This is a genomic window from Streptomyces orinoci (genome assembly GCF_003121295.1).
GTDB lineage: Bacteria > Actinomycetota > Actinomycetes > Streptomycetales > Streptomycetaceae > Streptomyces > Streptomyces orinoci.
In genome coordinates this window covers 905,615-921,858 of record NZ_PHNC01000029.1, presented here as the reverse complement: position 1 = coordinate 921,858, position 16,244 = coordinate 905,615, and the positions used below count along the sequence as shown (strand labels likewise).

Genomic DNA, 16,244 nt, shown 5'->3' with positions numbered 1-16,244 from the left:
GGCGTCCAACGGCCGGTCGCCGGTGACCGGTTGGAGCGGAAGCAGCACCGTAAACCGCGAGGGGCCACGGCCTTCAGGGGGAGGAACGATGGCGAACAGGTTCGGACCCGTGACCGGTCCGGTCGAGGACGACGGCGACGGCGCCTGCGCGGACCGGGGCACTTCGGGCATGACGGGTACGACGGGTATGACGGGTACGACGGCCGGAGAGCCGATCCGGGTCCTGGTCGTGGACGACCACGCGCTCTTCAGGCGCGGACTGGAGATTGTGCTGGCCCAGGAGGAGGACATCCTGGTGGTCGGCGAGGCCGGGGACGGGGCGGAGGCGGTGGACAAGGCCGCCGATCTGCTGCCCGACATCGTGCTGATGGATGTGCGGATGCCCAAGCGGGGCGGCATCGAGGCCTGCACCTCCATCAAGGAGGTGGCCCCCAGCGCCAAGATCATCATGCTGACGATCAGCGATGAGGAGGCCGACCTCTATGACGCGATCAAGGCGGGCGCGACCGGCTATCTGCTGAAGGAGATCTCCACCGACGAGGTGGCCACCGCGATCCGGGCGGTCGCCGACGGCCAGTCGCAGATCAGCCCGTCCATGGCCTCCAAGCTGCTCACCGAGTTCAAGTCGATGATCCAGCGCACCGACGAGCGCCGCCTGGTGCCCGCCCCCCGGCTCACCGACCGCGAGCTGGAGGTGCTGAAGCTGGTCGCCACCGGGATGAACAACCGTGATATCGCCAAGGAGTTGTTCATCAGCGAGAACACGGTGAAGAACCATGTGCGCAACATTCTGGAGAAGTTGCAGCTGCACTCCAGGATGGAGGCGGTGGTGTATGCGATGCGGGAGAAGATCCTGGAGATCCGCTGACTTGGGCTGAGCCCGGTGCCGCCTCCGGCTGGGGGTCCGGGGGTTATCCCCCGGGAGATAGCAGTATCAGCGAGAACACGGTGAAGAACCATGTGCGCAACATTCTGGAGAAGTTGCAGCTGCATTCCAGGATGGAGGCGGTGGTGTATGCGATGCGGGAGAAGATCCTGGAGATCCGCTGAGCCCGCGGCCCCGGTCACCCCGCTGAGTCAACGGCCTTGACCAGCGCGGGCGCCAGGCGGGCGTCCGTGCAGCGCTCGATGCGCACCGAGTCGCAGCCCACCCATCGTGCCGCCTCGCGCAGCGCCCGGGCCATGGGGGCCACCGACCTGGCGCCGTCCAGCGAGACCTGCCGGGCCACCAGGGTGGTGCCCTCCCGGGCCGGATCGACCCGGCCGGCCAGCCGGCCCCCGGTCAGCAGCGGCATCGCGAAATACCCGTGTATCCGCTTGGCCTTGGGGACATAGGCCTCCAGCCGGTGGGTGAAGCCGAAGACCCGCTCGGTGCGAGGGCGGTCCCAGATCAGCGAGTCAAAGGGCGAGAGCAGCGTCGTACGGTGCCGCCCCCTCGGCTCCTCCGCCAGGGCCGCCGGGTCCGCCCAGGCCGGCCTGGGCCAGCCCGCCACCTTCACCGGCACCAGCCCGGTGTCCCGGATCACCGCGTCCACCTGCTCGCCCTTGAGCCGGTGGTAGTCCGCGAGGTCCGCCCGGGTGGCCACGCCCAGGGCCGCGCCCGCCTGGGCCACCAGGCGCCGTATGCACTCGGTGTCGGCCAGGTCGTCATGGCGCAGCGGCTCCGGCACGGCGCGCTCGGCCAGGTCGTACACCCGCTTCCAGCCGCGCCGTTCGGTGCAGACCACCTGGCCGGTGTCCAGCAGCCACTCCACCGCGATCTTTGTCTCGGACCAGTCGAACCAGGGGCCGCCGTTCTTGGCGCCGCCCAACTCGGTGGCGGTCAGCGGGCCTTCGGCCCGGAGCCGGTCAAGGACCGCGGCGCACCAGCGCTCCGGGTCCGACAGCCGGTGCCAGCGGTAGCCACGGGCCGCGAAGGCCCGCCTGCGGAAGGCGAACAGCGGCCACTCCTCGATGGGCAGCACACAGGCGGCGTGCGACCAGTACTCGAAGGTATGCGGCGCGCCCGCCCCGGAGGGGCTCCAGTACGCCGCCTCCACCGTGGCGCGGCCGACCGCGCCCAGCCGTGCGTAGGGCACCAGTTCATGGGAGCGGGCCAGCACCGAGATGGTGTCCAGCTGGACCGCGCCCAGCCGCCGCAGTATCCCGCGCACCCCGGCCGCGCGGTCGGGCGCGCCCAAGAGGCCCTGGGCGCGCAGCACCAGGCGCCGGGCCTCATCGGCGGAGAGCTGGACGACGGGCGTGGGGGCTTCGGTGGTCGCGGTGGTCATGGGGGCACCTTAGAACCGGCCACTGACAACGCCCCTCCGCGACAGGACAGTTGGGGCAGGTCAGTCGGAACCGGAATAGGGGACATAGGGCGTCTTGGACGGCAGGCCCAGATCTCCCGGCAGCAGTGCCGCCCGCCAGGCGTCCTGCCGGACGCCGCGGTGGACGATGAACGCCCGTACCAGGCCCTCCATCCGGAAGCCCAGCTTCAGTGCGACTCCGCGGGAGGGTTCGTTGCCCGCCGAGGCCACCCACTCCAGCCGCTCCACGCCCAGGTCCTCGAAGGCCCAGCGCGCCGTCTCGCGCGCCGCCTCCACGGTGTAGCCGCGGCCACGGGCCTCGCGGGCCGTCCAGTAACCGATCTCGGCCTGCCGTTCCGGGGCCTGGAGCTGGAGCCGTACCAGGCACATCACCCCGGTCAGCCGCCCCTCGTCCCTGGTGAAGACGCCGAAGGTGTAGGCGGTGTCCTCGTGCCAGTGACGGGGGCAGGTCTCCTCGACATAGACCCGGGCGTCCTCATGGGTGTAGGGCGAGGGCACCGGGGTGTAGCGCGGGATCTCGGGATCCTGGCAGGCCGCGTGGATGGCGGGGATGTCGGCGGAGGTCAGCGGGCGCAGCAGCAGGCGCTCGGTGTGCAGGGATATCGGCTCCATGCGCGGAGTCTGAACGCTGACCAGGGCGTGAGGCGAGCCGGTTCCGGCCCGGACGGCGCTTTCGGGGCGAATCTCACAGCGGCGCGGCGTGGCTCCGCCGGTGACGGCCGTGACAACCGATGGCCGTGCCAAGCGATGGCCGCGACGACCGATGGCCGTGAGAACCGACGGCCGTGACAACAACGCGCCGCGGAATTACCCCGCTCGGGCACTTCAGCCGGGCCCGGTCCGTTGTCCCGGCGAGTGATACGGCGGGTGATACCCGGCCCGGGGTCCGACGGACCTCCCGGCGCGGCGGGGTCCTCGCTTACGATGGCCGTTGCGGCGGGGACTGTCCCGTCGTGCCCGCGCACCTTCACCCCTGCTCGCGCGGGGGAGCCCAGTGCCAGGCCCGACCGGCAAGGAGTCAGCCTACGTGTCCGTCTTCGGCAAGATCATGCGTGCAGGAGAAGGCAAGATCCTGCGCAAGCTGCACCGCATTGCGGACCAGGTCAATTCCATCGAAGAGGACTTCGTCAACCTCTCCGACGCCGAGCTGCGCGCCCTGACCGAGGAGTACAAGCAGCGGTACGCCGACGGCGAGAGCCTGGACGACCTGCTGCCCGAGGCCTTCGCCACGGTCCGGGAGGCCGCCAAGCGCGTGCTGGGCCAGCGCCACTACGACGTCCAGCTGATGGGCGGCGCCGCGCTGCACCTGGGATATGTGGCGGAGATGAAGACCGGTGAGGGCAAGACCCTGGTCGGCACCCTGCCCGCGTATCTCAACGCGCTCTCCGGCAAGGGCGTCCACCTGATCACCGTCAATGACTATCTGGCCGAGCGTGACTCGGAGTTGATGGGCCGGGTGCACCGCTTCCTGGGCCTGTCGGTCGGCTGCATCCTCGCCAATATGACGCCGGCGCAGCGCCGCGAGCAGTACAACTGCGACATCACCTATGGCACCAACAATGAGTTCGGCTTCGACTATCTGCGCGACAACATGGCGTGGTCGAAGGACGAGCTGGTGCAGCGCGGCCACAACTTCGCGGTGGTGGACGAGGTGGACTCCATCCTGGTGGACGAGGCCCGTACCCCGCTGATCATCTCCGGCCCGGCCGACCAGGCCACCAAGTGGTACGGCGACTTCGCCAAGCTGGTGCAGCGGCTCAAGCGCGGTGAGCCGGCCGAGCCGCAGAAGGGCATCGAGGAGACCGGCGACTACGACGTCGATGAGAAGAAGCGCACCGTCGCCATTCACGAGTCCGGCGTCACCAAGGTCGAGGACTGGCTGGGCATCGACAACCTCTATGAGTCGGTCAACACCCCGCTGGTCGGCTACCTCAACAACGCCATCAAGGCCAAGGAGCTCTTCAAGCGGGACAAGGACTACGTCGTCATGGACGGCGAAGTCATGATCGTTGACGAGCACACCGGCCGTATCCTGGCCGGCCGTCGCTACAACGAGGGCATGCACCAGGCCATCGAGGCGAAGGAAGGGGTGGAGATCAAGGACGAGAACCAGACCCTCGCCACCATCACCCTGCAGAACTTCTTCCGCCTCTACGACAAGCTCTCCGGCATGACCGGTACGGCCATGACCGAGGCCGCCGAGTTCCACCAGATCTACAAGCTCGGCGTGGTGCCCATCCCCACCAACAAGCCGATGATCCGCAAGGACCAGTCGGACCTGATCTACCGCACCGAGGTCGCCAAGTTCGACGCGGTGGTGGAGGACATCGCCGAGAAGCACGAGAAGGGCCAGCCGATCCTGGTCGGCACCACCTCGGTGGAGAAGTCGGAGTACCTCTCCCAGCAGCTGGCCAAGCGCGGCATTCCGCATGAGGTGCTCAACGCCAAGCACCATGAGCGCGAGGCGCAGATCGTCGCCCAGGCCGGCCGCAAGGGCGCGGTCACGGTGGCCACCAACATGGCCGGCCGTGGTACGGACATCAAGCTCGGCGGCAACCCCGAGGACCTCGCCGAGGCCGAGCTGCGCCAGCGCGGTCTGGACCCGGAGGAGCACATCGAGGAGTGGGCGGCCGCGCTGCCCGCCGCCCTGGAGAAGGCCGAGGCCTCGGTCAAGGCGGAGAACGAAGAGGTCAAGGCGCTCGGCGGGCTCTATGTGCTGGGCACCGAGCGGCATGAGTCGCGGCGTATCGACAACCAGCTGCGCGGCCGTTCCGGCCGTCAGGGCGACCCGGGCGAGTCCCGCTTCTACCTCTCGCTGGGCGATGACCTGATGCGGCTGTTCAAGGCGCAGATGGTCGAGCGCGTCATGGCCATGGCCAACGTTCCCGATGATGTCCCGATCGAGAACAAGATGGTCACCCGGGCCATCGCCTCCGCCCAGTCGCAGGTCGAGCAGCAGAACTTCGAGACCCGTAAGAACGTCCTGAAGTACGACGAGGTCCTCAACCGCCAGCGCGAGGTCATCTACGGCGAGCGGCGCCGCGTCCTGGAGGGCGAGGATCTGCATGAGCAGATCCAGCACTTCATGGACGACACCATTGACGCCTATGTCCAGGCGGAGACGGTCGAGGGCTTCGCCGAGGAGTGGGACCTGGAGCGCCTGTGGGGCGCGTTCAGGCAGCTCTACCCGGTGAAGGTCACCATCGAGGAGCTGGAGGAGGCGGCCGGTGACCGCGCGGGCCTGACCGCCGAGTTCATCGCCGAGTCCGTCAAGGACGACATCCACGAGCAGTACGCGGCCCGCGAGGAGCAGCTCGGCTCGGACATCATGCGGGAGCTGGAGCGCCGGGTGGTGCTCTCGGTGCTGGACCGCAAGTGGCGTGAGCACCTCTATGAGATGGACTACCTCCAGGAGGGCATCGGCCTGCGGGCGATGGCCCAGAAGGACCCGCTGGTGGAGTACCAGCGCGAGGGCTTCGACATGTTCCAGGCCATGATGGACGGCATCAAGGAGGAGTCCGTCGGCTACTTGTTCAACCTGGAGGTCCAGGTCGATCAGCAGCTGGAGGAGGTGCCGGTCGAGGAGGAGGCCCCGGCCAAGGCGCAGGACACCGTGCCGGCCGCCCGCCCGGAGATCCGCGCCAAGGGCCTGAGCGCACCGCAGCGGCCGGACCGGATGCACTTCTCCGCCCCCACCGTGGACGGCGAGGCCGGTCTGGAGGAGCGGGACTTCGCCGACGCGGAGGCCGCCGGGGCCGCGGCCTCGGACGGGATGACCCGGGCGGAGCGCCGCAAGGCGCAGAAGAACGGCGGCGGCCGCCGCCGCAAGAAGTAGCGGCGCCAGCGGCCTTGACGGTGGCGGGACACCCCGGGTGTCCCGCCACCGCCGCGTTCGCGGCCGCTCGGACGGTCGTTCGGGCAACCGCTCTGACAGCCGCTCTGACAGCCGCTCAGACATGGGCGCCGCCCAGTTCGACGGCCGCGCAGCGCCAGCGCTGGTCCTCGCACCGCTCCAGGCGGAAGGCCAGGGCGTGCAGCCGGTCACCGGCCAGGATCCGGGCATAGGCCTCGATCACCCCGGGCTGGGGCTGGAACTCCCCGCACCGCTGGACCACCGGCGTGGGCCCGCCCGGCCGGGCCGGGCGCAGCGGTGCCCCGGGCGCCAGCGCGCTGAGGTGCTCATAGGCGGCGGGCAGGGTGTGGCCCAGCAGGCTGTGCACCGGGCGCTGCCCGCTGAGGGCGAGCAGCAGCCGGTCGGCGAACCAGTAGCGGGGGAGGCGGGCACGGGCCCCGTGCCGGGCGGCGGCGTCCGGGCCGGGGCGCCGGGAGTCGGTGCGGCGGGGTGGTGCCGTGCGGTGGCCGGTCGGTCCGGTGGTCCTGTGCAACGCTGATCGCCCCCTTCTGAGTGGGGTGATCTTCTATCGGCGGTGCCGGGCGGCGACAAGGGTGTCCGCGGGGCCCGCCGAGGCGCCCGGAGTTCACCTATCCGGGGGAGGCGGTGCTGCTCAGGGGCTTGCGGGCGCGGGTTCGCGGATCACCGTCCGGCCGGCCGGCGATCACTTCGAAGGGGGACTCGCCCCTTATCCTGGCAGCACATCAGGTACTCCTCAGGTACTCCTCAAGGAAAGCGGCGGTCATGCGCGTCTATGTCCCCCTGACCCTCCCCGGCCTCGCCGCGGCGCACCAGGCGGGTGAGCTGGGCCCGGCCCCGCTGAACGGCTGTGCCGTCACCCCGGCGCTGCGGGAGTGGTACCGCTCGGACGACCTGGAGGAGCTGGAGTACGCGGCGCTGGGCCGGGCCGCCCAGGGCTCGCTGCGCCTGCTGGCCGCCGATCCGGCGGCGCCGCGCCGCCGGGTGGTGGTCGCGGTGGAGGTGCCCGAGGGCGCGGTCGCCGCCGGGGACCCCGGGGAGCCGGGCGCGGTCCGGCTCGCCCGGGCGGTGCCGCTGGCCAAGGCGGCGGCGGTGCATCTGGACGCCGAGGAGGCCGCGGCCGAGGTCGCGGCGGCCGCGGCCGCGCTGGACGCCGCCGACCAGGGCGACGAGGACGCCCGGTTCACCGTGGACAGCGCGGACGATCATGAACTGATGTGGTTCGCGGTGCAGGAGATCCCCAATCTGATCTGAGCCCGGGGCGTTGTCGGTGCCTGCCGCTACGGTCATGGCATGACACAGCACGGGGCGCACATCGTCTGGGACTGGAACGGCACGCTGCTGCACGACATCGACGCGGTGATGGCGGCGACCAATGCCTCCTTCGCGGAGATCGGCCTGCCGCCGATCACCCTGGAGCGCTACCGGGAGCTGTACTGCGTGCCCGTGCCCCGGTTCTATGAGCGGCTGCTGGGCCGGCTGCCCACCGGTGCCGAGTGGCAGGCGATGGACGCGGCCTTCCACCGCCACTACTGGACGCATTCCGCCGGTGCCGGGCTGGCCGAGGGGGCCAGGGCGCTGCTGGCCGAGCGGCAGGAGGCCGGGCACACCCAGTCGCTGTGCTCGCTGGCCCCGCACGACCGGCTGCTTCCGCTGCTGCGGACGCATGGCATCGAACGGCATTTCATACGGGTGGACGGACGCACCGGCCCCAGCGACACCGGCAAGGCCGGGCAGATGGCCCGCCATCTGGCCGCGCTCACCGGGGTCCGTCCCGAGCAGGTGGTGGTCATCGGTGACGCGGTGGACGACGCGGTGGCGGCGGCCCACGCCGGTGCCCGGGCCGTCCTCTACACCGGTGGTTCGCACAGCCGGGCAAGTCTCCGGGCGGCGGGCGTGCCGGTGGTGGACAGCCTGGCCGCGGCCGTCCGGGAGGCCGACCGGCTGGTGCGGCGGGAGGCCAGTTGATCTGGGGCGGACATCACACTCCCGGGGACCTCGCCGGGCGCGAATGGCGATAGCCTTACGGGGTGATCAGCGCAATACCCAGCAGGGGCGATGACGCCTCTGTCGCCCACCCGCGGCGCTTCAGCGCACGGGCGGTCGCTGGTCCTTCACTGAACCGGGTGCGGCCGTTCCTCCTGACGCAGCCGCTGCTCCTGACGGAGAATTGCCCGGTGGAGATCCCTTCCGGCATGCCGTCGAAGACGCCCGGTCGATCCGGGTCGCGGCGTGATGCCTTCACCACCTATGTCACGCAACGGCGCGCGACAGGAGCCAGAGGACATGCAGACCAAGCTGGACGAAGCCAAGGCCGAACTGCTCGAGCGGGCGGCCCGCGTCGCTGAGAACGAGAACGGGCTCGACCAGGAAACCCTGACCGCCTACCTCCAGCGCTACTACCTGCACACCGCGCCCGAGGACCTGGTCGGCCGTGATCCGGTGGACGTCTTCGGCGCCGCGCTCTCGCACTACCGACTCGGCGAGCAGCGGCCGCAGGGCACCGCCAACGTCAGAGTGCACACCCCCACCGTCGAGGAGAACGGCTGGACCTGCAGCCACTCGGTGGTCGAGGTGGTCACCGACGACATGCCCTTCCTGGTGGACTCGGTCACCAATGAGCTCTCCCGGCAGAACCGCGGCATCCATCTGGTGATCCACCCCCAGGTGGTGGTCCGCCGCGATGTCACCGGCCGGCTGCTGGAGGTCCTGGGCTCCTCCTGCACCGCCCATGGCACCGGCAAGGGCGCCGAGCTGCCGCATGACGCGCTGATCGAGTCCTGGATCCATGTGGAGATCGACCGGGAGACCGACCGCGAGGACCTCAAGCAGATCGCCGCCGATCTGCGCCGGGTGCTGTCCGATGTGCGCGAGGCGGTCGAGGACTGGGGCAAGATGCGCGATGCCGCGCTGCGCATCGCCGAGGACCTGCCCGGCGAGCCCACCCCCGACGACCTCCCGGCCACCGATGTGGAGGAGGCCCGCGAGCTGCTGCGCTGGCTGTCCGCCGACCACTTCACCTTCCTGGGCTACCGCGAGTACGAGCTGACCAAGGCGCCCGTCAACGGCGGCGAGGAGGATGTGCTCACCGCGGTTCCCGGCACCGGCCTGGGCATCCTGCGCTCCGACCCCAGCCACACCGCGGACGGCCACCACGACGGGCACCACGCCCCGCTGCCCCGCCCGACCTCCCCGTCCTTCAGCCGGCTGCCGGCCGACGCCCGCGCCAAGGCCCGGGAGCACAAGCTGCTGGTGCTCACCAAGGCCAACAGCCGGGCCACCGTGCACCGCCCCTCCTACCTGGACTACGTCGGGGTCAAGAAGTTCGACGCCCAGGGCAATGTCACCGGCGAGCGCCGCTTCCTGGGCCTGTTCTCCTCGGCCGCGTACACCGAGTCGGTACGCCGGGTCCCGGTGATCCGCCGCAAGGTTGCCCAGGTGCTGGCCGACGCCGGGTTCACCCCCGACAGCCACGACGGCCGCGACCTGCTCCAGATCCTGGAGACCTACCCCCGCGACGAGCTGTTCCAGATCCCGGACGACCAGCTGCGGTCCATCGCCACCAGCGTGCTCTACCTCCAGGAGCGCCGCCGGCTGCGGCTGTACCTGCGCCGTGACGAGTACGGCCGCTACTACTCCGCCCTGGTCTATCTGCCCCGGGACCGCTACACCACGGCCGTCCGGCTGCGCCTGATCGACATCCTCAAGGAGGAACTGGGCGGCACCAGCGTGGACTTCACCGCCTGGAACACCGAGTCGGTGCTCTCCCGGCTGCACTTCGTGGTGCGGGTGGAGCCCGGCGCCAGCCTGCGCGAGCTCACCGACGCCGATGTGGAGCACATCGAGTCCCGCCTGGTGGAGGCCGCCCGCTCCTGGGCCGACGGCTTCGCCGAGACGCTCACCGCCGAGGTCGGCGAGGAGCGCGCCGCCGAGCTGCTGCGCCGCTACGCCCATGCCTTCCCGGAGGGCTACAAGGCCGACCACAGCCCCCGTGCCGCCGTCTCCGACCTGGGCCACCTGGAGAAGCTGACCACGGCCGGCGGCGACCGCGACTTCGACTTCAGCCTTTATGAGCCGGTCGGCGCGGCCCCCGGCGAGCGCCGCTTCAAGATCTACCGCACCGGTGAGCCGGTCTCGCTGTCCACGGTGCTGCCGGTGCTGCAGCGCCTGGGCGTGGAGGTCGTCGATGAGCGTCCGTACGAGCTGCGCTGCTCGGACCGGACCACCGCCTGGATCTACGACTTCGGCCTGCGGCTGCCCGCCCATGTCGAGGGCGACGACGCCAGGACCCGTTTCCAGGAGGCCTTCGCGGCCGTATGGACCGGCCAGGCGGAGAACGACAACTTCAACAAGCTGGTGCTGCTGGCCGGCCTGGACTGGCGCCAGGCGATGGTGCTGCGGGCCTACGCCAAGTACCTGCGCCAGGCCGGCACCACCTTCAGCCAGGCGTATATGGAGGACACGCTTTCCGGCAACGTCCACATCACCCGGCTGCTGGTGAACCTCTTCGAGGCCCGGATGTCCCCGTCCCTGCAGCGGGCCGGCCTTGAGCTGATCGAGGGCCTGCTGGAGGAGCTGGACGGCGCCCTGGACCAGGTGGCCAGCCTGGACGAGGACCGCATCCTGCGCGCCTTCCTCACCGTCATCAAGGCCACCCTGCGCACCAACCACTTCCAGCGGGACGAGGCGGGTGCCCCCCGCCCGTATCTGTCCATCAAGCTGGACCCGCAGGCCATCCCCGACCTGCCCGCGCCGCGCCCGGCCTTTGAGATCTGGGTCTACTCGCCGCGGGTGGAGGGTGTGCACCTGCGCTTCGGCAAGGTCGCCCGAGGCGGTCTGCGCTGGTCCGACCGGCGCGAGGACTTCCGCACCGAGATCCTGGGCCTGGTCAAGGCGCAGATGGTGAAGAACACCGTGATTGTGCCGGTGGGCGCCAAGGGCGGCTTCGTCGGCAAGCGGCTGCCCGACCCCTCGGTGGACCGGGACGCCTGGCTGGCCGAGGGCATCGCCTCCTACAAGACCTTTATCTCCGGTCTGCTGGACATCACCGACAACATGGTCGGCGGCGAGGTGGTCCCGCCCAAGGACGTGGTCCGCCACGACGAGGACGACACCTATCTGGTGGTCGCCGCGGACAAGGGCACGGCCACCTTCTCCGACATCGCCAATGAGGTCGCCGAGTCCTATGGCTTCTGGCTGGGCGATGCCTTCGCCTCCGGCGGCTCGGCCGGCTACGACCACAAGGGCATGGGCATCACCGCCCGCGGCGCCTGGGAGTCGGTCAAGCGGCACTTCCGCGAGCTGGGCCACAACACCCAGACCGAGGACTTCACCGTGGTCGGCGTCGGCGACATGTCCGGCGATGTCTTCGGCAACGGCATGCTGCTCTCCGAGCACATCCGCCTGGTGGCCGCCTTCGACCACCGGCATATCTTCCTGGACCCCACCCCGGACGCCGCCACCTCCTATGCCGAGCGCCGGCGCCTGTTCGAGCTGCCCCGCTCGTCCTGGGCCGACTACGACACCTCGCTGCTGTCCGCGGGCGGCGGTGTGCACCCGCGTACCGCCAAGTCCATCCCGGTCAACGCCCATGTCCGCAATGCGCTGGGCATCGAACCGGGCATTACCAAGATGACGCCCGCCGAGCTGATGAAGGCCATCCTGCGGGCCCCGGTGGACCTGCTGTGGAACGGCGGCATCGGCACCTATGTCAAGGCCTCCGGCGAGTCGCACGCCGACGTCGGCGACAAGGCCAATGACGCCATCCGGGTGGACGGCCAGGACCTGCGGGTCAAGGTGGTCGGCGAGGGCGGCAACCTGGGCCTGACCCAGCTGGGCCGGATCGAGTTCGCGCTGGCCGGCGGCAAGGTCAACACCGACGCCATCGACAACAGCGCGGGCGTGGACACCTCCGACCACGAGGTGAACATCAAGATCCTGCTCAATGGCCTGGTCACCGACGGCGATATGACCGTCAAGCAGCGCAACAAGCTGCTGGCCGAAATGACCGACGAGGTCGGCGAGTTGGTGCTGCGCAACAACTACGCACAGAACGTCGCACTGGCCAACGCCGTTGCCCAGGCGCCCAGTCTGCTCCACGCCCACCAGCGGGTGATGCGCCGGCTGGTCCGCGAGGGACATCTGGACCGGGCCCTGGAGTTCCTGCCCACCGACCGGCAGATCCGGGAGCGGCTGGCCGCGGGGCGCGGGCTGACCCAGCCCGAACTGGCCGTTCTGCTCGCCTACATCAAGATCACCACCAGCGAGGAACTGCTCGGCACCGATCTGCCCGACGACCCGTATCTGCAGCGGCTGCTGTACGCCTACTTCCCGCAGGCGCTGCGCCGTTCCCATGGCGAGCAGATCGACGGCCATGCGCTGCGGCGCGAGATCGTCACCACGGTGCTGGTCAACGACACCGTCAACACCGGTGGTTCGACCTTCCTGCACCGGCTGCGCGAGGAGACCGGGGCCTCGCTGGCGGAGATCGTCCGGGCGCAGACCGCCTCCCGGGAGATCTTCGGCCTGGCCGAGGTCTGGGACGCGGTGGAGGCGCTGGACAACCAGGTCGCGGCCGATGTCCAGACCCGTATCCGGCTGCACTCCCGGCGCCTGGTCGAGCGCGGCACCCGCTGGCTGCTGAACAACCGCCCGCAGCCCCTGCAACTGGCCGAGACCATCGGGTTCTTCCGGGACGGGGTGGCCGCGGTCTGGGCCGAGCTGCCCAAGCTGCTGCGCGGTGCGGACATCGAGTGGTGGCAGTCCATCCATGACGAGCTGACCGAGGCCGGGGTCCCCGGCGACCTGGCGGTGAAGGTGGCGGGCTTCTCCTCCGTCTTCCCGGCGCTGGATGTGGTGGCCATTGCCGACCGCACCGGCAAGGACCCGCTGTTTGTGGCGGAGGTCTACTACGACCTGGGCGACCGGCTGCACATCAGCCAGCTGATGGACAAGATCATCGAGCTGCCCCGGGCGGACCGCTGGCAGTCCATGGCCCGTGCCGCCATCCGTGAGGACCTCTACGCCTGCCATGCGGCACTGACCGCCGACATCCTCTCGGTGGGCAATGGCTCGGCCACCCCCGAGCAGCGCTTCACGGCCTGGGAGGAGCACAACGCGGCCATCCTGACCCGCGCCCGCACCACGCTGGACGACATCCGCGGTTCGGACTCCTTCGACCTGGCCAACCTCTCGGTGGCCATGCGGACCATGCGCACCCTGCTGCGCAGCCACGGCTGATCCGGTAAGACCGAAGGGGCGGCCCCGCCAGGGGGCCGCCCCTTTCTTCATGCCCTCGTTCCCCCGGCTTCCGCCCGCGTTGGCGGCCCGGCCGCCCGCCTGTGCTGGGCTTGGGCGCGTTCCTACGGTGGAGGTGCGGTGGTCTCCGGTTGGTACGCGGTGGTGGTGCCGGCTTCGGTCATGGGTGTGCCGTGCGGCGAGTGACCGGGCAGGGCCCGGAAGACCCAGGCCCGGTAGGACCAGAAGCGGAACAGGGTGGCCGTGCCGATGCCCAGGAACTTGAAGAGATTGCTCTGGAACGGGGCGTCCCAGCCGAAGCCATAGGTGGCGATGTAGAGCACCCCGTTCTCGATCACCAGCCCCACCCCGCTGAACACCGCGAACAGCAGCACCTCCCGGCTGCGGTGGCTGCGGTCGCGGTCCGGGTAGGTGAAGTAGCGCAGCCCCAGGTAGTTGAAGGCAATGGCGAAGCCGGTGGCGATCACGCTGCAGCGCACCACGGGCAGGCCGGTGATCCCCCGGCAGAGGTTGAAGATCCCCAGGTTGACGAAGATGCCCAGGACGCCCACCGTGCCGAACTTCGCGAACTCCCGTCCCAGCGCCAGCAGCCGCGCCGGGCCGGGCGGACGCTTCCCGCTGAGCGTCCTCTTGCTCTTCTCCGGTCGCAAGGGCATCTCCCGAAACGGTCGCCACGCATATAGGACATTGGACGCAGACAGCCGATTGTAGTGTAATTTGCCGCGAAAACTAACGCAGTGCGACGGCGAGACCACCAAGCGCAAGGACAGTGGCATGACAGAGGCGGTACTGCTCGTCGGCGGCAAGGGGACCCGGCTCCAGCCGCTGACCCTCAACACCCCCAAGCCCATGGTCCCGGCCGCCGGAGTGCCCTTCCTCGCCCACCAGCTGGCCCGGGCCGCGGCGGCCGGGGTGCGTCATGTGGTGCTGGCCACCTCCTATCTCGCCGAGGTCTTCGAGCCCTGCTTCGGGGACGGCTCGGCCCATGGACTGCGGCTGACCTATGTGACCGAGGACGTGCCGCTGGGCACCGGCGGCGCCATCCGCGGCGCCGCGGCGGCGCTGGATTCCGGGCCCGGCGACCCGGTCCTGGTCTTCAACGGCGACATCCTCAGCGGCGTGGACATCGGCCGGCTGCTGCTGGCGCATGAGCGCGCCCAGGCCGATGTCACCCTGCATCTGACCCGGGTCCCCGACCCCCGGGCCTTCGGCCTGGTGCCCACCGACCCCGGCGGCCGGGTGCTGGCCTTCACCGAGAAGCCCCAGCGCCCGGACCAGATCATCACCGACCAGATCAACGCCGGCTGCTATGTCTTCCGCCGCCGGGTCATCGACTCCATCCCCGAGGGCCGGCCGGTCTCGGTGGAACGGGAGACCTTCCCCGGCCTGCTGGCCGCGGGTGCCCGGCTGCACGGGGTGGTGGACGCCTCCTACTGGCTGGACCTGGGCCGCCCGGCCTCCTTTGTCCAGGCCTCCGCCGATCTGGTGCGCGGAGTGGTCCGTTCCCCGGCCGTACCCGGTGAGCCGGGCGAACACCTGGTGCTGCCCGGCGCCCATGTGGAGCCCGGCGCCCGGCTGAGCGGGGGCACGGTGGTGGGGCGGGGCGCGTATATCGCCGCGGGCGCCGATATCGAGGGCTCGGTGGTACTGGACGGCGCACGGATCGAGGAAGGCGCCCGGGTACGCGCCTCCATGATCGGCAACGCCGCCCAGGTCGGCCCGCGCACCGTGCTCGACGGGGCGGTGGTGGGCGATCATGCCCGGGTCGGGGCCGACAACGAGCTGCGCGAGGGGGCAAGAGTGTGGTGCGGTACCGCCATCCCCGACGCCGCCATCCGCTTCTCCGCCGTGTGACCGCGCCGCCCGTACGTACCCGCCGTCCGTCCACACCCGCCGTCCGTTACGCATTCACCGCCCGTACGCCCCCCACCGCCCGACAGCCAACGATGACGAGGGACAGCCCATGAGCCTTCAGCACACCTCCGCCGTCAGCACCCAGCTGCCCGCCGAGTGGAGCCGCACCGCGCTGACCGTGGTGATGCCCACCTACAACGAGGCCGCCAGCCTGCCCCCGATGGCCGAGGCCCTGCTGGCCCTGCCGCTGGAGGGCCTGCGCCTGCTGGTGGTGGACGACAACAGCCCCGACGGCACCGGCCAGGTGGCCGAGCAACTGGCCGAGAAATACGAGGAATCCGGGCGCCACCGGGTGAGCGTGCTGCACCGCACCGCCAAGGAGGGACTGGGCCGCGCCTACGCCGCCGGGATGACCCGGGCCATGGCCGAGGGCGCGGCCTATGTGCTGCAGATGGACGCCGACGGCAGCCACCCGGTCGCCAAGGTGCCCGAGATGCTGGGCGTCGCCCTGGCCACCGGCGCCGATGTGGTGGTCGGCAGCCGCTATGTCCCCGGCGGCACCCTCTCCGCCTCCTGGGGCCTGCACCGCCGGCTGCTCTCCCGCTGCGCCAATGTCTACGCAGGAACGATTCTGGGCACCCGGCTGCGGGACATCACCGGCGGATTCAACCTATGGAGCGCCGCCGCCCTGCGCGAACTGGACCTGGACACCGTGGACAGCGCGGGCTACAGCTTCCAGGTCGAGACCAAATACCGTGCACTGCGCGCCGGTTGCACGGTGGTGGAGGTGCCCATCCACTTCGAGGACCGCACCGTGGGCGAGTCCAAGATGAACCTGGCGGTGCAGCTGGAATCCATCGCTGTGCCGTTGCGCCTGCGCGCCCGGCGGCTGCGCGCCAAGCCCGCCCGTACCACCGGCAGAGGCCGGCGCTGACCGCCGCGTGCTGCCCCGC

11 protein-coding genes and 1 pseudogene are annotated in these 16,244 nt (G+C 70.4%); 8 read left to right on the top strand and 4 right to left on the bottom strand.

Going from position 1 to position 16,244, the window contains the following annotated elements; all coding sequences use genetic code 11:
- Positions 1-169 precede the first annotated feature (169 nt).
- The gene (locus tag CV755_RS18965) at positions 170-868 is read left to right on the top strand and encodes a response regulator (protein ID WP_241561341.1); all 699 of its coding nucleotides are present in this window, start codon (positions 170-172) and stop codon (positions 866-868) included.
- Between the two features lie 65 nt (positions 869-933).
- Positions 934-1,050, top strand: a pseudogene (locus CV755_RS18960) (response regulator transcription factor); the annotation flags it as partial.
- A gap of 14 nt (positions 1,051-1,064) precedes the next feature.
- Here CV755_RS18960 and CV755_RS18955 read toward each other — a convergent pair.
- Positions 1,065-2,270 (bottom strand): winged helix-turn-helix domain-containing protein, encoded by a 1,206-nt coding sequence (locus CV755_RS18955; RefSeq protein ID WP_109281391.1) that lies wholly within the window; start codon positions 2,268-2,270, stop codon positions 1,065-1,067.
- Between the two features lie 60 nt (positions 2,271-2,330).
- The gene (locus tag CV755_RS18950) at positions 2,331-2,921 is read right to left on the bottom strand and encodes a GNAT family N-acetyltransferase (RefSeq protein WP_109281390.1); all 591 of its coding nucleotides are present in this window, start codon (positions 2,919-2,921) and stop codon (positions 2,331-2,333) included.
- A gap of 415 nt (positions 2,922-3,336) precedes the next feature.
- Between CV755_RS18950 and secA the strand changes: the two genes are divergently transcribed.
- The gene (secA, locus tag CV755_RS18945) at positions 3,337-6,144 is read left to right on the top strand and encodes a preprotein translocase subunit SecA (RefSeq protein WP_109281389.1); all 2,808 of its coding nucleotides are present in this window, start codon (positions 3,337-3,339) and stop codon (positions 6,142-6,144) included.
- 115 nt (positions 6,145-6,259) lie between these two features.
- Here secA and CV755_RS18940 read toward each other — a convergent pair whose 3' ends face one another.
- On the bottom strand, positions 6,260-6,694 hold the full coding sequence (locus CV755_RS18940; RefSeq protein WP_109281388.1) for an Rv3235 family protein: 435 nt from the start codon (positions 6,692-6,694) through the stop codon (positions 6,260-6,262).
- 251 nt (positions 6,695-6,945) lie between these two features.
- On the opposite strand from CV755_RS18940, the gene CV755_RS18935 reads away from it, so the two are divergent.
- From CV755_RS18935 to CV755_RS18925, 3 genes are all read left to right on the top strand, one after another.
- Complete coding sequence (locus CV755_RS18935; protein WP_109281387.1) at positions 6,946-7,434, top strand: DUF6912 family protein; 489 nt, start codon at positions 6,946-6,948, stop codon at positions 7,432-7,434.
- Between the two features lie 39 nt (positions 7,435-7,473).
- Complete coding sequence (locus CV755_RS18930) at positions 7,474-8,148, top strand: HAD family hydrolase (RefSeq protein WP_109281386.1); 675 nt, start codon at positions 7,474-7,476, stop codon at positions 8,146-8,148.
- A 318-nt stretch (positions 8,149-8,466) separates the two neighbouring features.
- Positions 8,467-13,419: an NAD-glutamate dehydrogenase gene (locus tag CV755_RS18925; RefSeq protein WP_109281385.1), complete on the top strand. Its 4,953-nt coding sequence runs from the start codon at positions 8,467-8,469 to the stop codon at positions 13,417-13,419.
- A 122-nt stretch (positions 13,420-13,541) separates the two neighbouring features.
- On the opposite strand, the gene CV755_RS18920 is transcribed toward CV755_RS18925, so the two are convergent.
- Entirely contained in the window at positions 13,542-14,093 is a 552-nt protein-coding gene (locus tag CV755_RS18920) for a GtrA family protein (protein WP_109281384.1), read from the bottom strand.
- 118 nt (positions 14,094-14,211) lie between these two features.
- On the opposite strand from CV755_RS18920, the gene manB reads away from it, so the two are divergent.
- Positions 14,212-15,291, top strand: coding sequence for a mannose-1-phosphate guanylyltransferase (manB, locus tag CV755_RS18915; RefSeq protein ID WP_109281383.1), 1,080 nt, complete (start codon positions 14,212-14,214; stop codon positions 15,289-15,291).
- Between the two features lie 109 nt (positions 15,292-15,400).
- Positions 15,401-16,225, top strand: a complete 825-nt coding sequence (locus CV755_RS18910) for a polyprenol monophosphomannose synthase (RefSeq protein WP_109281382.1) — start codon at positions 15,401-15,403, stop codon at positions 16,223-16,225.
- Positions 16,226-16,244 lie beyond the last annotated feature (19 nt).

Coding starts and splice junctions, on each gene's coding strand:
- CV755_RS18965 (WP_241561341.1), top strand. CDS start 170: ATGACGGGTACGACGGGTATGACGGGTACGACGGCCGGAGAGCCGATC.
- CV755_RS18955 (WP_109281391.1), bottom strand. CDS start 2,270: ATGACCACCGCGACCACCGAAGCCCCCACGCCCGTCGTCCAGCTCTCC.
- CV755_RS18950 (WP_109281390.1), bottom strand. CDS start 2,921: ATGGAGCCGATATCCCTGCACACCGAGCGCCTGCTGCTGCGCCCGCTG.
- CV755_RS18935 (WP_109281387.1), top strand. CDS start 6,946: ATGCGCGTCTATGTCCCCCTGACCCTCCCCGGCCTCGCCGCGGCGCAC.
- CV755_RS18930 (WP_109281386.1), top strand. CDS start 7,474: ATGACACAGCACGGGGCGCACATCGTCTGGGACTGGAACGGCACGCTG.
- CV755_RS18925 (WP_109281385.1), top strand. CDS start 8,467: ATGCAGACCAAGCTGGACGAAGCCAAGGCCGAACTGCTCGAGCGGGCG.
- CV755_RS18920 (WP_109281384.1), bottom strand. CDS start 14,093: ATGCCCTTGCGACCGGAGAAGAGCAAGAGGACGCTCAGCGGGAAGCGT.
- manB (WP_109281383.1), top strand. CDS start 14,212: ATGACAGAGGCGGTACTGCTCGTCGGCGGCAAGGGGACCCGGCTCCAG.
- CV755_RS18910 (WP_109281382.1), top strand. CDS start 15,401: ATGAGCCTTCAGCACACCTCCGCCGTCAGCACCCAGCTGCCCGCCGAG.